Below are 23856 nucleotides of genomic sequence, written 5' to 3'. Positions count from 1 at the left end.
GCATGATGCACAGCACGCGGGGATATCCGGCACTCTGCGTCGGGTAGGCGCCCGCTTCGACAAAGCCCCAGGTCGCGACGGCCATTAGCGCCGCCGCAAACCCTATCTCCGCCTGCTTGCGCGTCGGATTGAAGCTTAGCGCCACGGGGTCACCTTCCACGTTTCGGTGAGATCGGCAGTGATCTTGGCGATCAGTGCTTTGTAGTCCGTGGCATTCAGGTAGTGCAGTGGGATTTCCGCCTTTTGGGCCGATGCCAGGTAGTCTGAATCTTTCATTGCCGCCTCTAGAGCGGCCTCAAGCTTTGCGACCATTTCAGGCGGGACGCCAGCGGGCGCTGCGATCCCGCGGGAGGTGGTTACGATCAGATCGACACCTTGCTCCTTGAAGGTCGGAGCATCCGGCATGGAGGCCTGCCGCTGATCGGCCATGATGCCGAGGATACGGATGTCGCCGGAGCGGACGAGTTGCAGCGCCTCCGACAGGTTCATCGTCGCGGCGGGTACATGGCCACCGAGAATGGCCTGGCGAACCGGGGCCGTTGAACCGAAGAATGCAGGCGTGAAGGTGGTGCCGGCAAGTCTGTTGAGATTGAGAATGCCGATATGCTCCGAGGAGCCCGCCGCACCCGAGGTGCCGACGACGATGGCGCCCGGCGCTGCCTTGGAGGCCTCCATAATGTCTGCCAGCGTCTTGTAGGGGCTGTTCTTGCCGACCACGAGAATGCCCGGATCGTAGACCAGATTTCCAATCGGCTGGAAATTGTCCATGGTATACTTCGCTTTGCCTTCCACGACCAGCGCGTTGAAGGCCGGCGGATTGATCATACCGATCGTGTAACCGTCCGGATTGGCGCGGGCGAGCGTCGTCCAACCGATTTCACCACCAGCGCCCGGCTTGTTGATGACAGCTATTCTGGCGCCGTTGCCCAGATGTTTTTCCATGAACAGGGCGATCGAGCGTGCGGCGACGTCTGTACCGCCGCCCGGCGCGAAAGCGACGATCATTTCGATCGGCTTTTCCGGATATTCAGCGGCTGCCGGAAATACGGCAATACTGGCAATGAGACTGCCAAGCAGCCAGGTTTTCATGCGCATTTCAGAACCCCTTTTTGTTGTTTAGCCGCATTGGTGCGGCCATTGTCGACGCACCGGTTGTCAGGTGCCCGGTTGGTGATTGGGAAGAGATGTTGCAGACTGCGCGTGTCCCAGCACGTGCATCAGCCGGTTGGCCCAACCAAAGATCGCGATGGCGTGGATCAGATCGATGATTTCGATATCGTCCATTCCGACCGCACGCAGCGTGGCGATATCGTCTTGCGTCGCTTGCGACGGCGTGGCCGAAAGCCGGCTTGCGAAATGATAGATTGCAGCATCCCTCTCACCGAGCATCTCCGGCTTTCCGAGATAAAGGGCCGTGACGAGCGCATCACTTTTCGTCAAATGCGCGTGCTGGCGCGCATGAACCACAGCGCAGTAACGGCAACCGTTGACCATTGATGCGCCAAGTGCGCCAAGCTCCCTGTCCGGGCGTGGTAGTCCACCCTCGACATACATGATCGCATTGAACAACACAGTTCGGGCCAGGCAGCTTTCTGGGTCATGTGCCAATGTCCGGACATATTCCGAAACCTTCTTTGCGGAGGGCGTAACCTTCATCGCATCGAGTTGCTCCGGTGTGGCCGCGGAAAGCTCGACCGGCGCTATGTGGGGATGCCACGTCAGCGGCTTCAGGCGGACCGAGGAAATCATGACGCCCTCATCAAGCGCAGGCCGGTCGCAACACGCGTTTGAAAGTTGACGAACGCAATAAGCTCGGAAAGCGCGACAATCTGCGGAATATCCAGACCCGCCTCCGTCAATCTGGCAATATCACTCGCCGCCGCTTTGCTCGGTGTCGATGTGACAAGATCAACATGGCGGGCGATCGTCGCCAGCGGCTCGTCCAGATCTCCTGCCCCTTGCGAAAGCGCCAGAAGGTGCCCGGACTGATCGTGCTCGGCCAGTTGGGCATCATAGTCAGCAATCAGGATCTCATCGGCGTTCAACGCGGCGATTCGGCGGGCAAGCGCAATACGCAGGCCAGTTTCAAGCCCAAGACCGTGTTGCGGTGTCAAAACCGACAAACGGCAGAGTTCGGTACCCTGCACGAACTCCGGCCGCAACCGCCGTGCCTCGAAAACTGGATTTCCCGGAGTGAGACCGGCAGCCTTGTCCATGGCGTCAATCACAACGCAGTCTCCTTCTGCAGCAAGGGTGTTGAATCGACCCATTCGTCGCCCTGGAGTTCGGGGGTGTCATAGGCTGTGAGGTTGGCAAAGTGCTCCTCGACATCCTCGGCGAAAAGCGATGCCGCAATCCCACGGACCAGCCGATCGGCACCGGCGCTGACGGCTGGGATGTCACCAGACACCTTTCCATGCGTCAGCATTGCAGCATCGTTGAAGCAATGAATATGCGCGAGAACTGGGCAGGACCCCGTCACCCGTTCCCGAAACTCGAAGGCAGGACCAAGATCCGGCGCTTCCGACATACCACTGCGGGGTGGCCCCATGTTCGGCGTATAGCGGCCATCCGCCCAACTACGGATATGGGGCGCTATGGATGCGAATTCCGGCCGCCCGGTGAAGTCGTTCGAAAAGCCAGTGGCCGCAATCAGAAAATCGTAGCGCATCGGCCCTTGCGTGGTTTCGATCACCAGGGCACCATCGTCCTCCCGGACGGCGATAATGCCGCAGTCGAGGAAGAAGCGTGCATTTCTGTGGCAGGATACGCGCAGCGTCGATGAGCGGGGCGGGGGCGTCTGGGTGGACGCCGTATACTCGACGAATTTCCATTTCCAGGCATCGGGCAACAGGTGCATGCCATGCACGACCCCCTGACTGCCGATGCCTGTCATCTTGTTGATGCGCGGCATTTCCTTGCGCCGGATCAGCATATCGACAGCGCCGGCGCCTGCTTCCAAAGCCGTTGCGGCATTGTCCATGGAGGAGGCCCCTGCACCGATGACGGCGACTTGCTTTCCCTTGAGAGCCTCAAAGTCGATGTCGTCCGCGGAATGTGCCCAGTATTTTCGGTCGATACCGGTCAGAAAATCCGGGACGGCAAACCCACCGAGTCCCGACCGACCCGTTGCGAGCACGAGATGGCGCGTGAGAACGCGGCCCTTTTCAGCTCCGTCAATATCGACCGCAATCAGACCGTTATTGGTCGATAAACCGGTCATCCGCACGCCGTTGCGCACCGGCAGATTGAGCACCTTGCGGTACCAGACCAGATAATCCATCCACTGTCGCTTGGGGATCTTGTCGAGCGCCTGCCAGGCTTCCCCGCCCCACTGCGACGTGAACCAGGCACGAAAGGTCAACTGGGGCAGGCCCAGCGCCGGACCGTGCAGATTTTTCGGCGACCGGAGTGTCTGCATCCTTGCAAATGTGACCCAGGGGCCCTCAAGCCCCGCCGGAGCCGCGTCATAGGCGACGACATTCGATATACCGGTTAGAACCAGCTTTGCAGTGGCCGCCAATCCACACATGCCCGCGCCGATAACCACAACGTCACGAACCTCCACGCCGCCATGCGTGCGAGTTGGAACCCACGGCTTCGCTGGCAATTCAAGGAATTCCAGGTCTTGTGCGAGCTGAGCCTCAAGTGCGGCGAGACCTGCCGGCAATTGCAGCGCGGCGGTGGAAATTTTGCTCATGATACATTTCCATGGTTTGTCTCCGAGACAGGACCCGTCACCAACTGTCCCGCCAATGCAGGATCGAGCTTCCTGAACCCTGCAATCGACCTCTGCGCCACCACCTCGACAGCATCCATCAAGGCCTGCGCCACCGGACGAAGAACACGCTTCTCGGCAACGAGAACGCCCCAGTAAAACGGGACGGTGACGTCAATCGGTCGAACGACAACGCCTGGCAGGCTCAATCCGTAAGCGGTGACCGGATCGATAATGGCAACGACACCTGTCTGGCGCACGATCTGCAGAGCGCCGTAAGAGATATTCGTCCGGATGACAGGACCGGTCTCGATACCGCGGGCGGCCAAAGCCTTCGCGATGTGCAACTGGAAGCGTAACGGATTGAGCATCGTTGCAAGGCGGCGCCCAGCAAATGCCGACAGCGGCACAATATCCAGTTCCGCGAGCGGATCGTCTTCACGCAAGGCTACAACGTCGGGCGCCGAATAGAGCCGCAGAACATCCAGGCCCGGCGTGTCAAGCGGAAGGCTGGAAAAGCCGATCTCGGCGCGCCCCGAGCGAACTTCCTGGGCCACGATCGAGGGAAGAAACTGCCCCAGATGGGTTTCATGCGGCAACTCCACGCCGACAAGTTCCGCCATTGCAGTCGGGATCAAACCCGTTCCGATAGCGGATGTTGTAACGATCTGGAGAATTCTCCCCTTGCCGGCAGCGATCGCCTTCGCGCGCGCGGCCAGTTCCGTGAATGACATCAGCAGACGCCGGGCTTCCTCCTCGAACGCAACACCCTCTTCAGAGAGCTGAACTCTACGACCAACCCGATGTAGCAGCTGAAAACCAAGCTCCGTTTCGAGATCCTGCATCGTGCGCGTCACGGAAGGCTGCGATCGCCCAAGCAGATCGGCCGCCTTGGTTATGCTGCCGCTTGCCGCAACGGCAAGGAATGTCTGAAGATCGCGGGTTTCCATTTTTTCCTTAATGCATATTTTGCATGATTGCCGATCATCAATCCAACCTTGATATATGTCAACATGAACGGTTAATCTCCGGGCGATTTATTCGGCGGACTAATTTTTGGGCAAGGTCAAGCGGAACGTAAAAAATTCACGCGAGAGTTTGCGACCGTTGAGTGGCCAGCGAAAGATTTCTAAGGAAGATCGAGAAGCTAAAGGCGCAGTTCAGTGCGGCGAACATGCAGATTGCGACACGCAAGCTTATCTTCCTCGCCCGCAACAATGGCGACGAAACGCCAAGCAGCGGCTGATGCCGCGATCTGATACAGACCGTATGGATCGGCAAGACACCCGGCCACCAGCCGGCGAGCTTGCAGGTCCATCACGCCATCTTTAGCATTATGGCCTCCATGGAGGTCGTGGATCTGATGGAGCACCAGTTCATCACTGCGGGCAACGATCTGATGGCGAGTATGGGTTCTGGCGGTAAGCGCTGTTTGCCGGGCACCTTGACCACGCACGTTTTGCCGTTTCGAACGACTTCCGCTGCCAGGCATATGGGAACAATGCGTCAATTGCAGCGATCAGTAAGCTTATTCGACGATCAGAAAAATTTGCCCAATTTTGATCCTGGGCCTTAACACCGGCTTTATCTCAACGTGGTTCTCTGCGCCGCGAAAAAGATTGAATTTTCGTTCGCTCTGGAAAGTGACCTTCGACCGACCTGATGTGAACGAGCAGTCCTTTGGGCACTGAATAGTCAAATCTGCAGACTCGACTGTCCCCCGGCGACGCCAGTTAACATCCACTTTGACGCCTGATCCTAAACCAGAAATGATCTCGCACCTTTTATCGACCCGGCAATGGGCTTCACCGACGATGGGCTCTGCCAGCCCATCCAGCATGACAGCGGCTCGGATACGCCGCTCATCGGATGCAGCGATTTGAGCGGAAGCTGTAATCGTTGACTGGGCAACGCACGCCATTGCCGAAAAAACGAAAATATACGCCTTTAAGTATGCGGCCATCGCTCAGGCTCCGCCCGCTATCATCGCACCATAGGAGCCGCACATTATGACCCAATGACGGCTAAGTGCCGACTGAAGTCTTCGGAGCGCATGACTGACCCCTGTAGCCCCATGGCAGCAACTCATCAATACGGCTCTGCTTGTGTCCGTTGACGATGGCGGAAAGCGTGGCGCTCAGGTAGGCCTGCGGATCGACTGCGTTGAGCTTACACGTCTCGATCAGCGAGGCGATAGTCGCCCAGCAAAGGCGTTTGAGACACTTGGTCTCCCATGGGATGCGGCTGCCGATGAAATCAAGCAGCGCTACAAGCAAAGGCTCAAGATGTACCATCCTGACGTCAATCAAGGAGACCGCAACGCCGAAGCTGAGCTAAAAGCTTCCATAGAGGCGCATAGGATCCTGAAGCTCAACGGTTTCTGCTGATCGTATTTGCAATTCTAAATGAGCTTAATCTGGATCGACTACGCATTCCCCATTGACGTGACTACGCCTTGATAGGAGCTGAACCGCCGACCTCTATATTGCAACGAACTCGACTACGTTGTCCTGCGTCCATTTCCTCAGGCGCGCCACGGGTCCACGAGGATAGCGCCGGTTCCCTCAAAGTCCCTAATGTTGCGTGTAACGACCACTAGCCCGTGCACGATTGCCGTGGCCGCAATGAGTGCATCAGCTTCATTTCGGCGATCGGGAATGTGCAAGTGGGCACACCGCGTTGCGATTGCGTCATCGATAGCAATGATGCGCTGAGCAAACTCCGGGCGAACTCGGCTATCCATCCAGGTTCGTAAGCGAGCGCCCTGCTCAACGTCACGCCGGTGGATGCTGAGTATCCCTCGCTCAAGCTCCAGAATCGTTATAGCAGAAATGTACAATTCACGGGAGTCCTGCCCGCTTAGCCAAGCCGTCACGTTCAAATCAGCTTTACCGTCACCAACCTTGCGAAGTTCAGAGACAACGTTCGTATCGAGCAGATATTTCAAGACAGATCAACTTCTCGAGTTGCAATGACCGATCGAGACGGATCAAAATCGATATCCGACAATCCAGGCATTGAAAGCGCATCCACAAGATTGTGGCGCTTGCCTGTGAGACGCTCAAACTCGCCATACGTCATCAACACGTGCGAAGGTCTACCTCGATCAGTGATAACTACAGGTCCCGCTTCAGCAGCTTTTTTCGCTCTGCCAACATCATGATTCAATTCGCGGCTAGTCAAGCTGATAGTGGCCATATGCGCCTCCCATGTAGGAACGTTCCTACATATAGCGCCTTTAACTGCCCTGCGCAATGTCCGCGTGCGTGTCTGGCATAGCCTCGGGAACGCATTGCCGAGCAGCCTCGGATCAAGCGCCACAGCATCCACGCCTCTCGATACCCCTCTGCGATTACGGTACTAACGAACTGAAAGTCAAAGCGTGACTGATTGAAACTACGATCTCAACTGATTGAAACCGCATCGTTCAACCGAATACAGACAGTTACGGAAGATGTCCGCACCTATCAGGTCAATCCCTGTCGTCTTCGACTTTAACCAATTTTAACATATGTCAAGCATTTCAGGTACAGACTATCGATCGTAAATAGCTTAAGTCGCCTTCGCCTTGAAAGGAATCGAATCTGAGCCACCTCAAATTGAGGGAGAAATTCAAAATTATCTCATTGAGATCCCTGCGATTTCGGTAAAATTCTGTGAGACGAACAGACTTGGACACTCAAATCCTTCTCAATCTCTTCGAGTTGGTCGCGCCACCAATATATAGCCTCTCGTAAAAGCTCATGACCGTCCATGTCCAGAGTGCCGTGATAAAGGCCATAACCATCAACTTCGACGCCAAATTGGTAAGCCTTCAAGAGATTGTTGCGCTCGTCCTCAATGAAGTCCCAAAACACCTGCGAGAAAATGATCAAGCTGTCAGGCGGCTGGACGTCGTTGGATAGGCTTAACATGGGGCAACGTGCTCGCTTTGCCTGGCAGGTGATCTGGAGGTTGCTCACTGTCTTCCTAGGTGCGGTTGTGTTGGCCGTCACGACAGGGGTAGACAAACATGCAGCTGCAACCTTGTGGGTTGGCTTCGATGGGCTGGCGTTTCCCTGGCGTCAGGGAGCGCTGCAGATATGGATCGCATTCATTGCGACAGTCACCTTCATCTTTGTCCTTCAGAAAGGGACTGGAAATGAGGCGAGGTTTATAGGCGTCGTCAGACAGCTAAGTACCCACAAGCGTACCCTGTTGTTCTCCTGGGTATATCTGGGGCTGTTCCTGATCAGCATCACGTTTGTCCAATCCAAACTTGCATTGATGCTGGGTGCCTTTCTGGATGATGGGAGGCTTGGAAAGGTCGGAACATATCTGCTAGTCGGCTTTATCGTCCTGTTCTCCTATCTGCGGATATGGGTCGTTGTCGCTATTCTGACCTATTCGATCAGAGCCTCGTACCGTCGCTTGGGAGCGCAGGAGGTGAGCCTGTAGAAGAGTAAATCGGTGCGTGTTCACGGCGCGGACAAACGAAAAAGAGCCGAAGCTGCTGGCAGCTGCGGCCAAAGCGCGCCAGAGCGTCTGCAAGTGCCGCCTCGTCCCACGCATTTCCGCCTTGAAGCATGGCAATCGCCCTGACCGGGAGGGAGCGCATCTCATCGATCAGCTCGACAGACAGGTCCTCCATGGTGATCAACAGAAGGGTCGCGGCAGACGCGTCGGGGCCACGCACCTCTCGAACGGGTGTGCGCTGCGACGTCCGGATCGAATCCGCCGGGATCCGTGCCGTCTGCGCCAGTCCGACAGGTGCATAGCGACCATCCGTCATGGCCTTGATCCGCTCTGGATCAGCGAGATAAGCCTTGCCGGCGGTATGCAGACCTGCGACCCAGCGCCAGGACAGCGTGTTGGATGCCGGATCGGCGTCGATCAGACGATCGAACGTGAAGGCAGCGCCCAGTTCCCAGGGCAGGCCGAAGGTGAAGATCCAGATGGATGCAAACTGCATCCGCGCCCAGTTGTGCAGGTAGCCGGTCTGATCCAGCTCGTCTCCTCAGGCATCGAAACAATCGATGCCGGTCCGTGCCTCGACCGCAGCGGCCTGACGCTGCCTGAGAATTGATGAGGCCTCCAGACGGTCTCGTGCCTGGACCACAACCTGACAGAAATCCTCCCACACGGAAGGGCGCTGCTCGAGCCATCCCTTCCAATAGGTGCGCCAGAACATTTCGCTGACGAATTATTCCGCCGGCACAAGGCCATATCGTGCCAGCAACGCGTTGACCACCTCCTCCTCGCTGACCAGCCGCCTGCGCAGAGCAGCGGAAAGCTGGGAGACATGGACATGCCCGCCTCGCCCCTTGTCCTTGTTGCGCAGCCGCGCATAGGCGCCCGCAGCAGACGGCAGAAATGCATCAACGCGCCGGAGCGCCTCGTCGCGGGTCAAGGGGATTCCGGGATTGGCCATGGGGGCTCCAAGCGCATGCAGTCGTCGGTGCAGCCAAGCTTGTCGTCCTTGAAGGTCAGCAAGCCGGCTGTTTGCTGTTCTACGTATGAAGAGGGACAGCGGACCTGCACCATCCATTCCGATAGTCGCGCCGAGAACAGCGATGCTTCTCGACGCCTATCTCAAGGACCAAAAGGCTGGTGAGCTCAAGCAGGACGACTGACAACGGCTTCATCGAGGCGTTCAACGGCAAGCTGCGATCGGAGTGCCTGAACGCTCATTGGTTCCTGACCCTTGCGGATTCCCGCGAAAAGTTGGAGACTTGGCGCAGGTACTACTACGAGGAACGTCCTCACTCGGCGATCGGTTATAACGTCCCGATCGCCCTGCATAATCCCGGTGGCACAACCAGCCAACCATCGTGATCAGAGCCGGAAAACTCCAGCTTCCGGCGGTCCAAAGTTCGGTCTCAGAGCAATCGCCAACTTTTGTAGTAGTCGGACCACAGGTGGCAAAACCGCAAATCGGGGCGCCGATGGCAGAGTACCAAGCCCCGTTCAGAGGCGGTCAATATAGGCCAGGATCTCCGCCTCGCCGACGACATCGGCATATTTGGCATTCATGTCGAAAAGATTGGCCTCATGCGGACCGGGATGGCGATCGCCGCAGGCCTCGCGGACGACGGTGGTGATGAAGCCATGCGACATGGCGTCGACACAGCTCGCACGCACGCAGCCACTCGTGGTCAGCCCGGTCAAGATGACGTTATCGACGCCCATTGATGTCAGCAGCGAGGCAAGCGAGGTGCCGAAAAAGGCACTCGGATACTGCTTTGATATGACGAACTCATCGGCAAATGGTTCGAGCCCTGCCGGCCAAGCGCCCAGCGGATTGCCGGCGGTAAAACAGGCCAGCGGTTTCGCCTTCTGGAAAAAACGACCGCCGTCGAGCCCGGACGGATGGAGCACGACGCCGGTCAGGATGACGGGAAGGGATTTGGCACGCGCGGCTTCGCGAACGCGCAGCGCACTGGCCAGGGCCGCATCGACACCCGCAAAGAGCGGGCTGTCCGGCTCGAAATAGGCCTGCACGAAATCCACCAGCACAAGCGCCGGCTTTTTGCCAAAGCCGATCCGGTTGTCATAGACCTTGGCATAGTTTGCGGCGAGATCCTGTTCGGCCATGGCTTACTCCCCAATTTCCGGAAATTTCTGCTCGAAGGCCCAGATGTCCTCGAAACCCAACAGCGAATTGAAATCCTTGAAAGGATAGAGCTCGACCGCATCCGTGGTGATGCCGTGGTCAAGCAGGTCGCGATAGGCATGGCGCACAGCATGGCCGTGAGCGAGGAAACCGAGCGCCGGATAGATCGCAATGCCGTAGCCAAGCCCCTTCAGATCAGCGGCCTTGATCAGCGGCGTGCGACCGCCATTGACCATATTGGCAAGCAGGGGCCGGTCGATCGCAGCGGCGATCTGGCGAACCTCTTGCGCACATTCGGGCGACTCGATGAAAATGATGTCGGCGCCTGCTGCCGCATAGGCCTGGCCCCGGCGGATCGCCTCCTCCAGTCCCAGACCAGTCCGGGCATCGGTGCGGGCAATCACCAGCAGGTCATCGCTGTGCCGACTGTCGACGGCCACCTCGATTTTGCGGACCATGTCCTTGATCGGGACGACACGCCGGTTCGGCGTATGTCCGCATTTTTTCGGGAATTCCTGATCCTCGAGCTGGATGGCACTGACGCCTGCATCTTCATAGCCACGCACGGTGTGTCGGACATTGAGAAGACCGCCATAGCCGGCATCGGCATCGGCGATGACAGGTGTCTTCGTCAGCTTGACGATCTGGGCAATGCGCTCGACCATGTCGCGATAGGTGGCAATGCCTGCATCCGGAATACCGAGCGTCGAGGCGACCGTGCCATAACCGGTAACATAGAGTGCCTTGAAGCCCATCTGGTCGGCAATCAGGGCGGAGATCATGTCGTAGACGCCGGGGGCAAGGATGAAATCGCCAGCAGCAAGAGAGGTCTTCAATGCGGGATCAGGCATGCCGGTATCGGTCTTTCATTTCGGGTTGAGGACAGGATCAACAAGGGCTGCCGCGTCCAGCAGATGCTGGTCTGCAAAGCGTCTGCCGATCAGTGTCACGCCGATCGGAAGCGTCGGCATGGCGAGCGGCACCGGCACATTGAGACAGGGAACACCAAGAAGCGTCCAGGAGGCATTGAACACGGGATCACCCGGCCTGCGCCCCGCCGGGGCAAAACCCGGTGCACTGGGCGCAATCACCAGATCGAACTGCCCGGCCATCGCATCAAACGCGATCCGGGCCAAAGCCATGGCGTCATAGGCGCGGGCAAGTTCGGCAAGCGTCGAGCCATCCCGGTTTTCAACACGATGATGGAAGTCATCATGCAGGGCCGTTCCATGTCGGCGGGCAAGATTGCGAAAGGCCGCCTGCCCTTCGCGGTGCAGGATCACCCGGTGATGGGCATCGAGAGCGACAAATTCCGCCGGGAGTTCCAGCCTGGAGACGGCGTGACCGGCAAGGGCAAGTCGAGCCTCGCTCTTATCCAAGGCCTCGACACTCTCCGGCGCCAGGCGGTCATGGTAGGGTCCGCGGGTGATGACGAAACGCAGACGACCGGACAGGTCTTTTTCTTCCAGCGTTTCGCCAAGGCCCAGAACATCGGCAAGAAGTGCGATATCTGCAACACTTCGACCATACCAGCCGACTGTATCAAAGCTTTGGGCATAGATCTTCACACCCTCCCGGCTCACCCGACCGAAACTCGGCTTGAAGGCATAGACGCCGCAGAACGAGCCTGGACGGATGGTCGAGCCGCCGGTCTGGGTCGCCAGCGCGAGTGGCACATGACAATCGGCAACGGCGGCAGCCGATCCCGCCGATGAACCGCCGGATGTGCGCGACAGGTCGTGCGGATTGCCGGTGCGCGCGTCACGACCGGCGGCGGCAAACTCCGTCGTATCGGTCTTGCCAAGCACGATCGCCCCTTCTGCACGCAGGAGGTCGACCACGGCGGCATCGCCTGCCGGGCGGAAGTTTTCAAAAAGCGGGGAATTGTGCGTGGTTGGCAATTGAACTGTGTCAAAGACGTCCTTGACCGCAATCGGCAGGCCGTGAAGCCGTCCCCTTTGCTCGACCGGCAAGGCATCCAGCCGCTCGGCTTCGGCTATCGCCTGCGGATTGAGCGCAAGCCAAGCCTGCACGTCCATGTCGCGTTCGGCGATGCGGGAGAGACAGGCGGAGACGAGATCGCGTGCTCGGACCTCACCCGTCGCCATCCGGGCAAGAGCCTCGGTCGCTGTCCACCGGTTGAGCCCGAAATAGGCGCCTGATGCCGCGCTCATGCCGGCACCTCCGCAGGTGCTGCGAGATGGAATTGCGTGACCGCCTGAAAGGCGGCGCCAAGGCGCAGGCATGTTGCATCGGCACCCGGCTTGCCGACGATCTGCAGACCAGTCGGCAGGCCTTGTCGCCCCAGGCCCGACGGTAGCATCAGAGCCGGCAGTCCGGTCACATCGAAAATCATCGTGTTGCGGGAAATGACCGTCTGGAAGGCGTGCGGCACGCCGTCAACCTCCACAGTCAGATCATCAAGCCGTCCCGCCTCGCCTCCAAGCCCCGGGGTCACGATCGCATCGAGATCGGCCATGACATCAAGGAAGGCATCAAGGGCGGCAATCCGGGCCTGCAAGGCCTGACCATAATCCACCGCACTATAAGCAAGGCCGTTGCGCAGGCGGTGCAGCAGGCCCTGATCGAAGTGGGTTTCTCGGTCGAGTTGCGGAGAATGGAGCGTTGCCAGTTCACTTTGCAGGATCACCCAGCCGGCGTTATGCCAGGGCTCGATGTCAAGCGGCGGCAAGGTGACCAGCTCGCAACCAAGGTTTTCCAGGGTCGCAAGAGCTCCCTGCCAATTGGCAAGCACGGCGGCATCGACCCGCTCGGTAAACCAGGTCGTTGGAACGCCGATCCGCATGCCCGCGACGGAGGCTTCGACCAGCACGTCGGCGCATGCCTCGACCAGTTGCGGATCGGTAGACGGCGCCATGAAGGGCAGCACACGGGCGATATCGCGGGCAGACCGGGCCATCGGCCCGACATGGTCAAGCGTCCAGGACAAGGGAGCCACACCGTTGCGCGAGACCAGTTCGCGGCTGGGCTTGAGCCCCGTTGTGCCACACCAGCAGGACGGCACGCGGATCGAGCCACCGGTATCGGTCCCAAGCGCAAGCGGCATCAGGCTTGCGGCCAGTGCCGCGCCGGAACCCGTTGAGGAGCCACCCGTCCAGCGCGTCCGGTCCCACGGATTTGTCACCGGGCCAAATCGCGGATTGTGCGGCGAGCCACAGGCAAATTCCGTCGTCGCCGTCATGGCAAAGGGAATGGCACCCTGGGCGCGCAGTGCGGCCACGACCGGGGCATCGGCAGGCGCGATCCGATCGCCGGTCAACAGGGAACCGGAGGTCACCATTGTCCCGGCGACATCAATGATATCCTTGACGCCAAAGGGTATGCCTTCAAGCGGGCGCGGTGCACCGGATGCCCAGCGCAGGTCGCTCTCGCGGGCAGCCTCTTCGGCTCCGGCAACAGGGCGCAGCACCGCTTCCTGCCCATCGCGAGTCGTCCCGATTGCATCGCACAGCGTTTGGAGCAGCGTCGAGGGCTTGAGGCTCCGGCTGGCGAATGCCGAGAGCAACGCCTCTACGCCAGCATTCCGTACGGGGCCTGAGAATGCCCGCGCTTCCGCCCCCGGCATATGCGCATCCGACCGCTTGTCCACAGGTGCGCCCCCATGCCGATCAAAACGGGTCGGATCAATCATCAGCAAAGGGTCGAACGCCTCTCCCCGACCGGGCAGGGAGAGGACATGTGCGGTGCGTGGTGCCGGGGTCACGTCACTCGGCCGCCATCTGGCTCAGAGACCGCGACGCCATCAGCGGCTGGATGCGCTCGCCGAACTGGTCGAGCCCGACGAGGAAGTCGTCGAAGGTCAGCATGATACCCTTGGTGCCGGGAACGGTTCCGGCCTCATCCAGCATGCGGGCTACATTGGCGTAGGAGCCGACCAGCGTGCCCATGTTGAAATTGACGGCACCTTCGGGAAGGTTGATGTGCTTGGCGGTCGAATTGGCGTCCGCCGTCGCGTCCTTGCCGCCCTGATCGGCCATCCAGGCGAGCGCATCGACATCGGCACCGGCGCGGTAGCTTTCCCACTTGGCGCGAGCGAGCTCGTCGGTTTCGTCGGCAATCACCATGAAGAGAACATAGGCCCCGACGTCACGCCCGGTTTTGGCAGCAGCTTCCATCAGCTTGGCGTTATTGGGCGCATAAGCCGTCGGCGTATTGATGCCCGAACCCATGACGAAGTTGTAGTCGGCATATTCGGCGGCAAATTCCATGCCGCGCGGGCTCTGGCCTGCAGCCACGATCTCGATCTTGTTGGCCGGCATCGGCTTCATCATGCAGTCCTTCATGGTGAAGTGCTTGCCTTCGAAGCTTGAGGCCCCCTTCTCCCAGAGCTCCTTCATGATGTGGACATATTCGGTCGAATAGTCATAGCGATAGCCGAAATAGTCGTCGCCGGGCCACATGCTCATCTGGTCATATTCCGCCATCTGCCAACCGGAGACGATGTTGACGCCGAAACGGCCCGGCGCAACGCTGTCGATCGTCGAGGCCATGCGCGCGACAATGGCCGGCGGGAGCGTCAGGACAGCCGTCGAGGCAAACAGCTTGATCCGCTCGGTGACCGCCGCAAGGCTTGCCATCAGTGTAAAGCTTTCAAGATTGTAGTCCCAGAACTCGGCCTTGCCGCCAAAGCCGCGCAGCTTGATCATCGAAAGCGCAAATTCCAGTCCGTATTTTTCCGCCTTCTGCACCACCTGCTTGTTGAGCTCGAAACTCGGCATGTATTGCGGCGATGTGGTCGAAATCAGCCAGCCGTTGTTTCCGATAGGAATGAAGACACCGATATCCATGTGGGTTCCCCTGTTTTTGACACCTGAACGCCTGCAGTATGTACGAACTAATGCAAAAAATATTTTGCCTGTCCAGCCAAAAATGCCGCATGTTTGTGCGTGCATATTGTTTGTGCAATCGGTGAAAAGGCGCGCAGGAGCGAGTGCCGTCGTTTGGATCAAACGACGCTCCACTGGGCAAAAGCAGAGAGAAAGACGCGTGACGCGTTCATCACGCGCCCGGCACAGATCGCTACGCCGGATTTCTGCTCAGGCGCTTCAGGACTCGGCCCGCAGGGTGGTGGTAAAGGTGAAGCGCTCAGCAGGCAGAACCTGGAATGCATATTCCAGCAGGCGACGGCCAGAGCCGTAGTAGCGCCGGGTGACGACTAGCGCGAGATCGCCCGGCTTGACGTCCAGCTTTGCCGCAATCTCGGCATCCAGGATCATGGGCCGGATGTCCTGCTGGATTTCCTGGATCTTCTCGCCGGTAAACTGCTCGATGTAGTGAAAGATCGCACTGCGGGCGACGGTGATGTCCTTGACCGCAGCGGCGAGCTTGGCATCCACATAGACCTCGTTCCAGGAGAAGGGCCTGCTGCGATTGCCTGGATAGCGGATGCCCGCCATATGAAAGAACTTGCGCCCTGGGCGGCAGCCGAGCTCGACGGCCAGCTTGCCCTGCGCCGAAATCTCTTCCTTCGTGTCGATGACGAATTCGGTCTCGGCGGCTATCTCGAACAGTTCCGAGCGGGAATGGGCGATGAAGCGCTTGCGCTCCGGATCAAACCCGGCCTCGACCCGCGTGCCGACCCCCTTGCGCGCCGAGAGGCGCCCCTTGTTGCGCAGTGTCCCGATCGCCTGGCGCACCGTCTGGCGACTGACGCTGAGCGCGGTGGCAATCTCGTTTTCCGTCGGCAGGAGCGAGCCGACAGGATAGTCGCCATTGCTGATCCGGCTCTCGAGATGATGGGCGACCTGCAGGTAAAGCGGTGCCGTATCGACCTCCGGCTTCCAGTCCATGCGCTTCTGATCCACGTCCATCGCCGTCCTTGCCGGCCCAATCGCCGCCTTGATGCCATTGCCTGAGTTTCAACCTTCTTTCCCGGCAAAAGGCAACCGGAATCCGGCAGATCGCTGAAACCCGGTCCGTCGGCTTGCGCATATCGACCAAATCAATTAGTACGTACATATCCTAGCAATTTTCCCAGGACATCCCACGCATGTCGGACTTGATCGCCGGAGAGGTTCCGCCCACTCGCCGCGCCTCCTCGCTGATGCAGACGCTCGCCGCTGCAACACTGATCCAGATTGTCGCAACCGCAAGCGTCCTCGCGCTGACGGCAATTGCCCCTGATGTAGCGAGCGATCTTGATATCGGCGCCTACTGGATCGGTTATCAGATCAGCCTGATCTACGCGTCCGGCATGTTCTCATCTGCAATTGCCGGAACCCTCGTCCAGCGCTTCGGTCCGATCCGCATCGAACAGATAGCGCTTGTGTGTTTCGTCCTGGGCTTTGCCGGCATTGCCAGCGCCAATATCCCGCTGATCATCATAGCCTCGCTTTTCATCGGCGTTGGTTACGGACTGAACAATCCGGCGTCTTCGGAAATGTTGAGCCGCGTCACCCCACACAACAAACGCAATGTGGTGTTTTCGCTCAAACAATCTGGCGTTCCCCTCGGCGGCATTCTGGCAAGTTTCGCTTTCCCGTTTCTGTCGCGCTATGTCGACTGGCATCTGGCCCTGCTGATCGGGGCAGCAGCGCCGCTGGCGACAATGGGTTTTTTGGCCGTGACCCATGCCGCCGAACCCAGCGCTCCGTCAGCCTCTCGGTCCCTGATCCGTGGCCTGGTCGACGAACAATCGACGATCTGGCGCAATCCGCGGCTGCGGGCGCTATGCGGCCTCGGCTTTGCCTATTCGGCCATGCAATTGTCCGTGTCAGCCTTTGCCGTGGTCACCCTTGTCCATGACGCAGGCTGGTCGCTGTTGTCGGCAGGCTCGGTGGCGGCGGCCATGCAATTGGCGGGCGCACTTGGACGGGTGTTCTGGGGCGTCGTAGCCGACCGCATCGGCGGCGGCTTCATCACGCTTTCCCTGCTCGGACTGCTGGGTGGGCTGGGCTATGCCCTGCTCTTCTGGCTGACCGACCTGCCAACCTTTGCGCAGGTCGCACTGTTTGTTGCCGTTGGTGGCGTGACGATCGGCTGGAATGGCGTGCTTCTGGCGGAAGTCGCGCACAATGCCCCCGAGGGCCGGGTCGGCGCGATTACCGGCGGCGTGCTGGTCTATACCTTTATCGGCGTCATTGTCGGCCCCTCCACCTTCGGCAGCCTCTATGCCCTGACCGGCCATTATGGCGCGAGTTTTCTGATCTTCTCGCTGTTTGGCCTTGGCGGCATGATCCTGGCCTGGCGCGCGCATTGCGCGGCACGCTGAGCCGGAAACACCTCTCACATGTACTGACATAATGAAGGCCATGGCCCTCTATTGGTCACTGGATTCACAGCGGTCTGCGCTTACACTCTTCGCATCTTGAACAACAAACAAGCGCTGCTGTGGTGGGCTTTTCGGCAATCGCCATTAAATTGTGCAGCGCAAAAAAATAGACAAAAGTCAGTTGACGCCGTCTTGATTATGTACGTACATTATCCTCGAACGCGGTCGTAAGCCGCAGCAAAAGACACCGGACAAACCGGGTTTCACAGAGGGGAATGTTGATCATGCGCCTGCTTATCGCCAGTTCGTTCCTGGCCGCTTCGACCGTTGCCGCCGTTTCCACACCCGCTGCGGCAGACCCGATGGCCGATGCAAAGGCCATCATCGAACGGCACCGGGCCATGCCGGTGTTTGAGGCGCCGGGTGATGCCTTTGACGCCAAGGCCTGTATGGCCGGAAAGAAGGTCCTGTCGATCCCGATCTCGATGACGATCCCGTTCAATGTCGAACTGCAGAAGGCAATGGCGACGGCAGCCGAAGAAGTCGGCTTCACTTATACGACCTGGGACAATCAGCTGAAGGTCGACCAGTGGGTCCAGGGCATTTCGCAGGCGATCAGCCAGAAATATGACGTACTCGATCTGGCAGGCGGCCTGAACCCGGAAGTGCTGGGTCCTCAACTTGGCGAAGCGCGTGCGGCAGGCCTGAAGATCAGCACCACGCATTTCTATGACGTGACGCAGCCGCCAATCGACACTGTCGACTATTCCGGCAAGGTGGATTTCACCGGCGCCGGCAAGCTTCTCGCCGCCTGGGCCTATGTCCAGACCGAAGGCAAGCCGAATGTGCTGATCATCGGCTCTTCCGATGTCCTGCCTTCGATCCCCTTCGTCAAATCGATCCAGGACCAGTTGACGGCGCTCTGCCCGGATTGTGTCCAGAAGCATCTCGACGTTCCCGTCTCCGAATGGGCAACGAAGATCCAGTCCGGTACACAGTCGGCGCTGCTGGCCGACCCGTCGATCAACTATATCCTGCCGATCTATGACAGCATGTCGCAATTCGTCGTTCCGGCGCTGCGCATCACCGGCGCCGAAGGAGCGGTCAAGATTGCCAGCTTCAACGGCACGCCCTTCGTGCTCGACATGGTGCGTGAAGGCCAGGTCGAAATGGATATTGGCGAGAGCCTCGGCTGGGCCGGCTATGCTGCTATCGACAACATCATGCGCATGATATGCGGCAAGCCTGCAGTGGCCAAGCTCAACGTGCCGCTTCTAGTTTTCGACAAGAGCAATGTCGAAACGGCAGGCGTACCGGCCAATTTCAACGACGGCTATGGCGATGCCCATCTCGATGGCTTCCGCAAGCTGTGGATGCTGAAATAGTCCTTGAAGGACCAAGCGGGAGCCGTTTCCATGTCCGAGAACGCCGTGCTCAAGATGGACAATATCCGCATGCGGTTCGGCAGCTATTATGCCTTGAAGGGCGTATCGCTTTCGATCCGGCGCGGGGAAGTGTTCGGGCTTCTCGGACAGAACGGCTCTGGCAAATCCACCATGATCAAGGTGCTGGCCGGCTTTCACCAGCCGGAAGAAGGCAGCAGTATCCAGCTCTGGGGCCAGGCCCTGCCGCTTCCGCTTGATCCGATGCTGATCAAGAAGCGCGGCGTGGCCTTCGTCCACCAGCATCTCGGCCTCGTGGCATCGCTCACCGTGGTCGAGAACATGCGGGTGACGGCCCTCGGGCAAAAGACACCCTGGTTCGTCAACTGGCGCAAGGAGGCCGCGGCCATCTCGACGCTGTTTGCCGAGTTCGGACTGGACATCAACCCTTTCGAAACCGTCGGCAATCTGCCGCCGGTCGAGCGTGCCTTTGTCGCCATTATCAGGGCTTTCGAGGATCTGCGCGCCTCGGATGCCGGCTATGGCGGCGAAGGCATCCTGGTGCTCGACGAGCCGACGCCCTTCCTGCCGGCAGAAGACGTGCAGCGCCTGTTCACCCTGATCCGCTCCATCGTCAGGACCGGGGCTTCGGTCGTTATCGTCACTCACGATATCGACGAGGTTCGCGACATCACCGACCGGGTCGCCATTCTGCGCGATGGCGAACTGGTGGATATTCTCGAGACCCGGGAGACCGGGCGCCAGTCGATCCTGGATACGATCGTCGGCAGCCGTATCGATGCCTTCGAAAAGAAGCGCATGGCAGTCACCGGGATCCCAAGCCTAGTCAGGGTTCGCGGCCTGACCGATGGGCGGAATACCCCCTTCGATTTCGAGATCCGGCAGGGCGAGACGCTGGGTGTCACAGGCCTGATCGGTTCCGGCTTCGCCGCCCTGCCCTATCTTCTCTTTGGCGCCCGAAAAGGGCTGGGCGAGATCACCGTGGATGGCAAGACCATGCCGGTCTCGGCCATGACACCGCTCGCCGCACAGAAGCTTGGCATTGCCTTCTTGCCCGGAGATCGACTGGGTGCCGCTGGCATCGGCAGCCTTCCGGTCACCGACAATGTCACGCTGCCCATCCTCGACGGATTGACCAGGCCCTATGGACTGGATCGCTCGGGCATGACCCGCGAAGCGGCGAAACTTGCGCAAATCTATGACGTGCGCCCGCAAGATCCGCATCTGAACCTTGGAGCGCTGTCCGGCGGCAATCAGCAGAAAGTGCTGCTGGCGAAGTGGCTGCAGATCAAGCCGAAGCTCCTGATGCTCGACGAACCGACACAAGGCGTCGATTTCGGCGCGCGCCAGCAGATTTTCAAGGCACTCGACAAGGCGAGCGCCGAGGGGACCGCGATCCTCTGCGCCTCGACCGACAATGAACAGCTGGAGCAGATCTGCGACCGCATCATTGTCTTTTCCAAGGGGCGACCGGTCATTGAGCTCAAGGGCTCCGAGATCAGCCGCAAGAGCATTACCGAAGCCTGTTTCCACAGCCATGACGCGGAGGCCGCAGAATGACGACGCTGGATATGCCGACCACCAAGACGGTGCCAAAGGCGAAAAGCCGTTTCACCCTGAAGACCGAGGGAGAACGGTTCGCGCTCGTCGGTGCTTGGCTGTTGCTGATCCTGATCTTCGGCACCCTGATGCCGGATTCCTTCCTCAGCTGGCGCAGCTTCTCGACCCTGTTCGGCTCGCAGGCCGTGCTGGTCGTCCTGACGCTTGCGATCATCATCCCGCTGACGTCTGGCGATTTCGATCTCTCCGGCGCCTCGACCCTGACGATGAGCTGCATGCTGATTGCCGTCCTCAACGTCAAGCTCGGCTGGCCGGTCGTGCCCGTCATGTTGATTGCGCTTGCAAGCGGCGTGGTGATCGGGGCCGTCAACGCCTTCTTTGTTCTCTATTTCCGCATCCACTCGCTGATCGTCACGCTCGGCGTCGGGACCTTCGTCAACGGACTGATCCTCTGGGTCAGCAATTCCCAGACGATCTCAGGCGTCTCCATGGGGCTCGTCGAATGGGTGATCATCAACAGGCTGTTCGGCATTCCGCTCGCGTTTTTCTATGCGCTGATCCTCGCCGCCATCATCTGGTATGCGCTGGAATTCACCATTGCCGGGCGCAAGCTGCTGTTTGTCGGTCGTGGGCGGGAGGTCTCGCGGCTGAGCGGGATCAATGTCGACCGGGTCAGGGCCAGCGCCTTCGTGCTCTCTGGATTGATCTCTGCCTTCGCCGGCATGCTCTATGCCGGCATGACCGGATCTGCCGATCCCCTGTCCGGGCTTAGCCTGCTGCTACCGGCCTTTGCTGCCGCCTTTCTCGGTGCGACGACGATTTCGCCAGGTCGGTTCAATGCCTTTGGCGCGGTCATCAGCGTCTACTTCCTGGTCACCGGAATCACCGGGCTCACCATGCTCGGGGCGGACGCCTATGTGCAGAACCTGTTTTACGGTGGCGCGTTGGTGATTGCGGTGTCGCTCAGCCAGCTCGTGCGCAACCGCCAGCCGCAGGATTTCAGCTGATGGAGATCGAAAAGGTCATGGCGGCGCTGGCCGAAAGCTATTGGGGCCGCCATGCCTCGGAGCCGGAACTGCTGGCCATGACAGGTGAGCTACGTCGCGACAGTGCAAGCATCGCGCCCTCCGCGCTTGGCAGGGGCGGTGCGCTGTTCACCGTCGAGCCGGCGCATTACGACGCCCTGATGCAGGCGGAGGCAAAGCGATGAGCCTCGACAATCCAGCCTCCCTCTCCGACGCGGCAAATGCCATTCGGCGCGGCGACATCTCCTCTGTCGAAATGACAAAAGCTGCCCTCGCCCGGGCAAAAGCCAGCCAGGAACGTTTGAACGCCTTTATCGAGATCGAGGAACGGCCCGCCCTTGAGGCCGCCGAAGCAGCGGACAAGGCACTGGCCGATGGTCGCGAAACCGGGTCACTACATGGCGTGCCGCTGGCGCACAAGGACATGTATGACCGCAGAGGCTTTATCACCGGATGCGGCTCGAAAATCCGCGCCGGTTACGTCGCATCCGACACTTCAACCGTCATGGCGCGTCTGCAGGCGGCAGGGGCCATCACCATCGGCCGGTTGAACATGAGCGAATTTGCCATGGGCCCAACCGGGCATAACTTCCATCACGGACGCGCGCTCAATCCGATCGATCCGGCCCTTGTTACCGGGGGCTCGTCCTCCGGATCGGGCGCTGCTGTCGGCGGCGGCGTGGTCATGGCAGCCCTTGGGTCAGATACCGGCGGATCGATCCGCCTGCCGGCTGCCTGTTGCGGTGTCGTCGGCATCAAGCCGACACAGGGCCGCGTCAGCCGCCATGGTGTGATGCCCCTGTCCTTTTCGCAGGATTGCGTCGGGCCGGTGGCGCGCAGGGTGGCAGATGCATACCTCCTCCTGCAGCAGATTGCCGGAGCCGATGGGCTCGATCCAACCTGCGTTTCGGTTATCCCGCCACAGGGTCTGACATCGGATCTGTCCGCAATCCGCGTCGGCATCGCTGGCGGAGTGTTTGCTGACGGGCTGGACGGAGACGTTGCAAAGGGCATGGAGCTTGCGATTGAGACGCTTTCTCCCCTGGTCGGCACAGTCACTTCAGCCACACTGCCGGATCTTACCGCGATTGCCGAACTTGCAAATGTCGTGGCGATGGCGGAAGCCGGCGCTGCACATTTTGACTGGTTGCGCGAGCGCCCCGAGGATTACGGGCCACAGATCCGCATGCGCCTGTCCCAGTCGCTTGCCATGCCGGCCCCCATCTATCTCAGAGCCTTGCAGATCCGTGCGGTGATGCTGAAAGCCTGCCTCGACACCACATTTGCGCAAGCAGACGTGCTGATCGCCCCGGCCATGCCCTTCCTGCCGCCTCTGTCGGCGGATGTCGATATCGGCACCAGCCCGCGCATGAATGCCGTGATCAGCGCCATGACCTCGTTTACCAGACCCTTCAGCTATCTCGGCCTACCGGTGGTAACCCTGCCGGTCGCACAGTCTCAGGGCGGATTGCCGGTCGCATTGCAGATCATCGCCAGGCCCTGGCGCGAAGACCTTGCCGCAAGCGTGGCGCAGAGCCTTGAACGGGCCATCACCCTTCCCGCATTCGTGGACAGGTCAGCGGCCTGACCCGATCAACAAACAGCCAGGACGGCCAACCAGAAGGATTGCCTCGATGAACAGCGTTCCGACATTCTCAAAGCCATTGAACCTGGTCCTGGATGTAAGCCAGCAAGGCTTTCGCGACGCCATGGCGAAGATGGGCGCCGCCGTCAACATCATCACCACGGATGGGCCGGCGGGTCGGGCAGGCTTTGCCGCAACCGCTGTCTGCAGCGTCACCGACAGTCCGGCAACTCTTCTCATCTGCCTCAACCGGACCGCCTCGGTCTTCAATGCCGTGATGGAAAACGGGGTGGTCTGCGTCAATGTCCTGACTGCCGCGCATGAAAACCTGTCCTCGCTCTTCGGCGGAAAGACGCCGGTGGACGAACGCTTCGCCGCAGCCGAGTGGCAGGAGGGCGTGACCGGCGCACCAATGCTTGCAGACGCCATGGTCTCCTTCGACTGCAGGATCATCGAAAGCCACGATGTCGGCACCCATCGCGTGCTGTTTTGCGCCGTCCAGCAGATCCGCGAGCAGGAGGCGGATGCGGCACTGGTCTATTATAAGCGCGCCTATCATTACCTAGGCGCATGATCGGACACTTGGATATTTGACGCATAATGAAAGTGGCAGAGAACCTTTTTGATCGGCGGCCTCGCCAAAATTGGTGTAGATGAACCGCGCCGAGTTTGCCGGAGACCCCAACTCGTGAGAAGTAGGGTCTATGACAAGCAAGACGACAAACAAATTCTCCCCTGAAGT

The 23856-nt window shown here is 59.6% G+C and carries 26 protein-coding genes and 3 pseudogenes; 10 read left to right on the top strand and 19 right to left on the bottom strand.

The window, feature by feature from the left end; translation table 11 throughout:
• Positions 1-135 precede the first annotated feature (135 nt).
• The 8 genes and pseudogenes from E8M77_RS13320 to E8M77_RS24205 all read right to left on the bottom strand — a co-directional run.
• Positions 136-1095, bottom strand: coding sequence for a tripartite tricarboxylate transporter substrate binding protein (locus E8M77_RS13320; RefSeq protein ID WP_246659249.1), 960 nt, complete (start codon positions 1093-1095; stop codon positions 136-138).
• A gap of 60 nt (positions 1096-1155) precedes the next feature.
• Positions 1156-1749, bottom strand: a complete 594-nt coding sequence (locus tag E8M77_RS13315) for a peroxidase-related enzyme (protein ID WP_137131140.1) — start codon at positions 1747-1749, stop codon at positions 1156-1158.
• A complete protein-coding gene (locus E8M77_RS13310; RefSeq protein ID WP_137131139.1) occupies positions 1746-2228 on the bottom strand; it encodes a hypothetical protein in 483 nt (160 codons plus the stop codon). Before E8M77_RS13310 ends, E8M77_RS13315 begins: the two co-directional genes overlap by 4 nt.
• The gene (locus tag E8M77_RS13305; protein WP_137131138.1) at positions 2225-3700 is read right to left on the bottom strand and encodes an NAD(P)/FAD-dependent oxidoreductase; all 1476 of its coding nucleotides are present in this window, start codon (positions 3698-3700) and stop codon (positions 2225-2227) included. Before E8M77_RS13305 ends, E8M77_RS13310 begins: the two co-directional genes overlap by 4 nt.
• Positions 3697-4668: a LysR family transcriptional regulator gene (locus E8M77_RS13300; protein ID WP_137131137.1), complete on the bottom strand. Its 972-nt coding sequence runs from the start codon at positions 4666-4668 to the stop codon at positions 3697-3699. Before E8M77_RS13300 ends, E8M77_RS13305 begins: the two co-directional genes overlap by 4 nt.
• Before the next feature lie 197 nt (positions 4669-4865).
• Entirely contained in the window at positions 4866-5174 is a 309-nt protein-coding gene (locus tag E8M77_RS13295; RefSeq protein WP_137131136.1) for a hypothetical protein, read from the bottom strand.
• Between the two features lie 72 nt (positions 5175-5246).
• Positions 5247-5681, bottom strand: coding sequence for a hypothetical protein (locus E8M77_RS13290; protein ID WP_137131135.1), 435 nt, complete (start codon positions 5679-5681; stop codon positions 5247-5249).
• Positions 5682-5742: 61 nt separating this feature from the next.
• Positions 5743-5922 (bottom strand): annotated as a pseudogene (locus E8M77_RS24205) (transposase domain-containing protein); the annotation flags it as partial.
• On the opposite strand from E8M77_RS24205, the pseudogene E8M77_RS24200 reads away from it, so the two are divergent.
• Positions 5923-6105: pseudogene (locus tag E8M77_RS24200) on the top strand (DnaJ domain-containing protein); the annotation flags it as partial.
• Positions 6106-6242: 137 nt separating this feature from the next.
• Here E8M77_RS24200 and E8M77_RS13275 read toward each other — a convergent pair.
• The 3 genes from E8M77_RS13275 to E8M77_RS24060 form a co-directional block, all read right to left on the bottom strand.
• Positions 6243-6665 carry a type II toxin-antitoxin system VapC family toxin gene (locus E8M77_RS13275; RefSeq protein WP_137131134.1) on the bottom strand — a complete coding sequence of 141 codons (423 nt, stop codon included), beginning with the start codon at positions 6663-6665 and terminating at the stop codon, positions 6243-6245.
• The gene (locus tag E8M77_RS13270; RefSeq protein ID WP_137131133.1) at positions 6662-6916 is read right to left on the bottom strand and encodes a type II toxin-antitoxin system Phd/YefM family antitoxin; all 255 of its coding nucleotides are present in this window, start codon (positions 6914-6916) and stop codon (positions 6662-6664) included. The genes E8M77_RS13275 and E8M77_RS13270 overlap by 4 nt, the downstream gene beginning before the upstream one ends.
• A 425-nt stretch (positions 6917-7341) precedes the next feature.
• Complete coding sequence (locus E8M77_RS24060) at positions 7342-7632, bottom strand: hypothetical protein (protein ID WP_137131132.1); 291 nt, start codon at positions 7630-7632, stop codon at positions 7342-7344.
• On the opposite strand from E8M77_RS24060, the gene E8M77_RS13260 reads away from it, so the two are divergent.
• Positions 7631-8155 carry a hypothetical protein gene (locus E8M77_RS13260; protein ID WP_137131131.1) on the top strand — a complete coding sequence of 175 codons (525 nt, stop codon included), beginning with the start codon at positions 7631-7633 and terminating at the stop codon, positions 8153-8155. The two genes, E8M77_RS24060 and E8M77_RS13260, sit on opposite strands and share 2 nt — an antisense overlap.
• Here E8M77_RS13260 and E8M77_RS13255 read toward each other — a convergent pair.
• Together E8M77_RS13255 and E8M77_RS13250 are read right to left on the bottom strand one after the other, a co-directional pair.
• Positions 8109-8705, bottom strand: a complete 597-nt coding sequence (locus E8M77_RS13255) for an FAD-binding domain-containing protein (RefSeq protein ID WP_281408194.1) — start codon at positions 8703-8705, stop codon at positions 8109-8111. The two genes, E8M77_RS13260 and E8M77_RS13255, sit on opposite strands and share 47 nt — an antisense overlap.
• Positions 8706-8900: 195 nt before the next feature.
• Positions 8901-9128 (bottom strand): hypothetical protein, encoded by a 228-nt coding sequence (locus E8M77_RS13250; RefSeq protein WP_137131129.1) that lies wholly within the window; start codon positions 9126-9128, stop codon positions 8901-8903.
• Positions 9129-9319: 191 nt separating this feature from the next.
• On the opposite strand from E8M77_RS13250, the pseudogene E8M77_RS13245 reads away from it, so the two are divergent.
• Positions 9320-9532, top strand: a pseudogene (locus E8M77_RS13245) (transposase); the annotation flags it as partial.
• Positions 9533-9664: 132 nt separating this feature from the next.
• Here the strand turns inward: E8M77_RS13245 and E8M77_RS13240 are convergent.
• From E8M77_RS13240 to E8M77_RS13215, 6 genes are all read right to left on the bottom strand, one after another.
• Entirely contained in the window at positions 9665-10291 is a 627-nt protein-coding gene (locus E8M77_RS13240; RefSeq protein ID WP_137131128.1) for an isochorismatase family protein, read from the bottom strand.
• Positions 10292-10294: 3 nt separating this feature from the next.
• Positions 10295-11161: an isocitrate lyase/PEP mutase family protein gene (locus E8M77_RS13235; RefSeq protein WP_137131127.1), complete on the bottom strand. Its 867-nt coding sequence runs from the start codon at positions 11159-11161 to the stop codon at positions 10295-10297.
• A gap of 15 nt (positions 11162-11176) precedes the next feature.
• Positions 11177-12484: an amidase gene (locus tag E8M77_RS13230; RefSeq protein WP_170975863.1), complete on the bottom strand. Its 1308-nt coding sequence runs from the start codon at positions 12482-12484 to the stop codon at positions 11177-11179.
• On the bottom strand, positions 12481-14034 hold the full coding sequence (locus E8M77_RS13225) for an amidase (RefSeq protein WP_137131125.1): 1554 nt from the start codon (positions 14032-14034) through the stop codon (positions 12481-12483). The genes E8M77_RS13230 and E8M77_RS13225 overlap by 4 nt, the downstream gene beginning before the upstream one ends.
• A 1-nt stretch (position 14035) precedes the next feature.
• A complete protein-coding gene (gene rutA / locus E8M77_RS13220) occupies positions 14036-15118 on the bottom strand; it encodes a pyrimidine utilization protein A (protein WP_137131124.1) in 1083 nt (360 codons plus the stop codon).
• Between the two features lie 258 nt (positions 15119-15376).
• Positions 15377-16135: a GntR family transcriptional regulator gene (locus tag E8M77_RS13215; protein WP_166600581.1), complete on the bottom strand. Its 759-nt coding sequence runs from the start codon at positions 16133-16135 to the stop codon at positions 15377-15379.
• 185 nt (positions 16136-16320) lie between these two features.
• Here E8M77_RS13215 and E8M77_RS13210 point away from each other — a divergent pair, with 185 nt between their 5' ends.
• The 7 genes from E8M77_RS13210 to rutF all read left to right on the top strand — a co-directional run bounded on the left by E8M77_RS13210 (position 16321) and on the right by rutF (position 23688).
• The gene (locus tag E8M77_RS13210) at positions 16321-17541 is read left to right on the top strand and encodes an MFS transporter (protein WP_137131122.1); all 1221 of its coding nucleotides are present in this window, start codon (positions 16321-16323) and stop codon (positions 17539-17541) included.
• 284 nt (positions 17542-17825) lie between these two features.
• Positions 17826-18926 (top strand): sugar ABC transporter substrate-binding protein, encoded by a 1101-nt coding sequence (locus E8M77_RS13205; RefSeq protein ID WP_170975862.1) that lies wholly within the window; start codon positions 17826-17828, stop codon positions 18924-18926.
• A 30-nt stretch (positions 18927-18956) separates the two neighbouring features.
• On the top strand, positions 18957-20504 hold the full coding sequence (locus E8M77_RS13200; RefSeq protein ID WP_137131120.1) for a sugar ABC transporter ATP-binding protein: 1548 nt from the start codon (positions 18957-18959) through the stop codon (positions 20502-20504).
• A complete protein-coding gene (locus E8M77_RS13195; protein WP_137131119.1) occupies positions 20501-21511 on the top strand; it encodes an ABC transporter permease in 1011 nt (336 codons plus the stop codon). Before E8M77_RS13200 ends, E8M77_RS13195 begins: the two co-directional genes overlap by 4 nt.
• Positions 21511-21714 carry a hypothetical protein gene (locus tag E8M77_RS13190; protein WP_137131118.1) on the top strand — a complete coding sequence of 68 codons (204 nt, stop codon included), beginning with the start codon at positions 21511-21513 and terminating at the stop codon, positions 21712-21714. The genes E8M77_RS13195 and E8M77_RS13190 overlap by 1 nt, the downstream gene beginning before the upstream one ends.
• Entirely contained in the window at positions 21711-23117 is a 1407-nt protein-coding gene (locus E8M77_RS13185; protein WP_137131117.1) for an amidase, read from the top strand. Before E8M77_RS13190 ends, E8M77_RS13185 begins: the two co-directional genes overlap by 4 nt.
• A gap of 46 nt (positions 23118-23163) precedes the next feature.
• Positions 23164-23688, top strand: coding sequence for an NADH-dependent FMN reductase RutF (gene rutF / locus E8M77_RS13180; protein ID WP_137131116.1), 525 nt, complete (start codon positions 23164-23166; stop codon positions 23686-23688).
• Positions 23689-23856: the final 168 nt, after the last annotated feature.

It is taken from the genome of Rhizobium sp. FY34 (genome assembly GCF_005222845.1).
Classification (GTDB): Bacteria; Pseudomonadota; Alphaproteobacteria; order Rhizobiales; family Rhizobiaceae; genus Neorhizobium.
Note: the sequence above shows the minus strand (reverse complement) of the source record. Positions and strands in the feature narration are given on the sequence as shown.

Excerpts from the sequence above, each read along its gene's own strand:
- E8M77_RS13320 (WP_246659249.1), bottom strand. The coding sequence starts at position 1,095 with ATGCGCATGAAAACCTGGCTGCTTGGCAGTCTCATTGCCAGTATTGCC.
- E8M77_RS13315 (WP_137131140.1), bottom strand. The coding sequence starts at position 1,749 with ATGATTTCCTCGGTCCGCCTGAAGCCGCTGACGTGGCATCCCCACATA.
- E8M77_RS13305 (WP_137131138.1), bottom strand. The coding sequence starts at position 3,700 with ATGAGCAAAATTTCCACCGCCGCGCTGCAATTGCCGGCAGGTCTCGCC.
- E8M77_RS13300 (WP_137131137.1), bottom strand. The coding sequence starts at position 4,668 with ATGGAAACCCGCGATCTTCAGACATTCCTTGCCGTTGCGGCAAGCGGC.
- E8M77_RS13290 (WP_137131135.1), bottom strand. The coding sequence starts at position 5,681 with ATGGCCGCATACTTAAAGGCGTATATTTTCGTTTTTTCGGCAATGGCG.
- E8M77_RS13270 (WP_137131133.1), bottom strand. The coding sequence starts at position 6,916 with ATGGCCACTATCAGCTTGACTAGCCGCGAATTGAATCATGATGTTGGC.
- E8M77_RS13260 (WP_137131131.1), top strand. The coding sequence starts at position 7,631 with ATGGGGCAACGTGCTCGCTTTGCCTGGCAGGTGATCTGGAGGTTGCTC.
- E8M77_RS24060 (WP_137131132.1), bottom strand. The coding sequence starts at position 7,632 with ATGTTAAGCCTATCCAACGACGTCCAGCCGCCTGACAGCTTGATCATT.
- E8M77_RS13250 (WP_137131129.1), bottom strand. The coding sequence starts at position 9,128 with ATGGCCAATCCCGGAATCCCCTTGACCCGCGACGAGGCGCTCCGGCGC.
- E8M77_RS13240 (WP_137131128.1), bottom strand. The coding sequence starts at position 10,291 with ATGGCCGAACAGGATCTCGCCGCAAACTATGCCAAGGTCTATGACAAC.
- E8M77_RS13235 (WP_137131127.1), bottom strand. The coding sequence starts at position 11,161 with ATGCCTGATCCCGCATTGAAGACCTCTCTTGCTGCTGGCGATTTCATC.
- E8M77_RS13230 (WP_170975863.1), bottom strand. The coding sequence starts at position 12,484 with ATGAGCGCGGCATCAGGCGCCTATTTCGGGCTCAACCGGTGGACAGCG.
- rutA (WP_137131124.1), bottom strand. The coding sequence starts at position 15,118 with ATGGATATCGGTGTCTTCATTCCTATCGGAAACAACGGCTGGCTGATT.
- E8M77_RS13210 (WP_137131122.1), top strand. The coding sequence starts at position 16,321 with ATGTCGGACTTGATCGCCGGAGAGGTTCCGCCCACTCGCCGCGCCTCC.
- E8M77_RS13205 (WP_170975862.1), top strand. The coding sequence starts at position 17,826 with ATGCGCCTGCTTATCGCCAGTTCGTTCCTGGCCGCTTCGACCGTTGCC.
- E8M77_RS13200 (WP_137131120.1), top strand. The coding sequence starts at position 18,957 with ATGTCCGAGAACGCCGTGCTCAAGATGGACAATATCCGCATGCGGTTC.
- E8M77_RS13195 (WP_137131119.1), top strand. The coding sequence starts at position 20,501 with ATGACGACGCTGGATATGCCGACCACCAAGACGGTGCCAAAGGCGAAA.
- E8M77_RS13190 (WP_137131118.1), top strand. The coding sequence starts at position 21,511 with ATGGAGATCGAAAAGGTCATGGCGGCGCTGGCCGAAAGCTATTGGGGC.
- E8M77_RS13185 (WP_137131117.1), top strand. The coding sequence starts at position 21,711 with ATGAGCCTCGACAATCCAGCCTCCCTCTCCGACGCGGCAAATGCCATT.
- rutF (WP_137131116.1), top strand. The coding sequence starts at position 23,164 with ATGAACAGCGTTCCGACATTCTCAAAGCCATTGAACCTGGTCCTGGAT.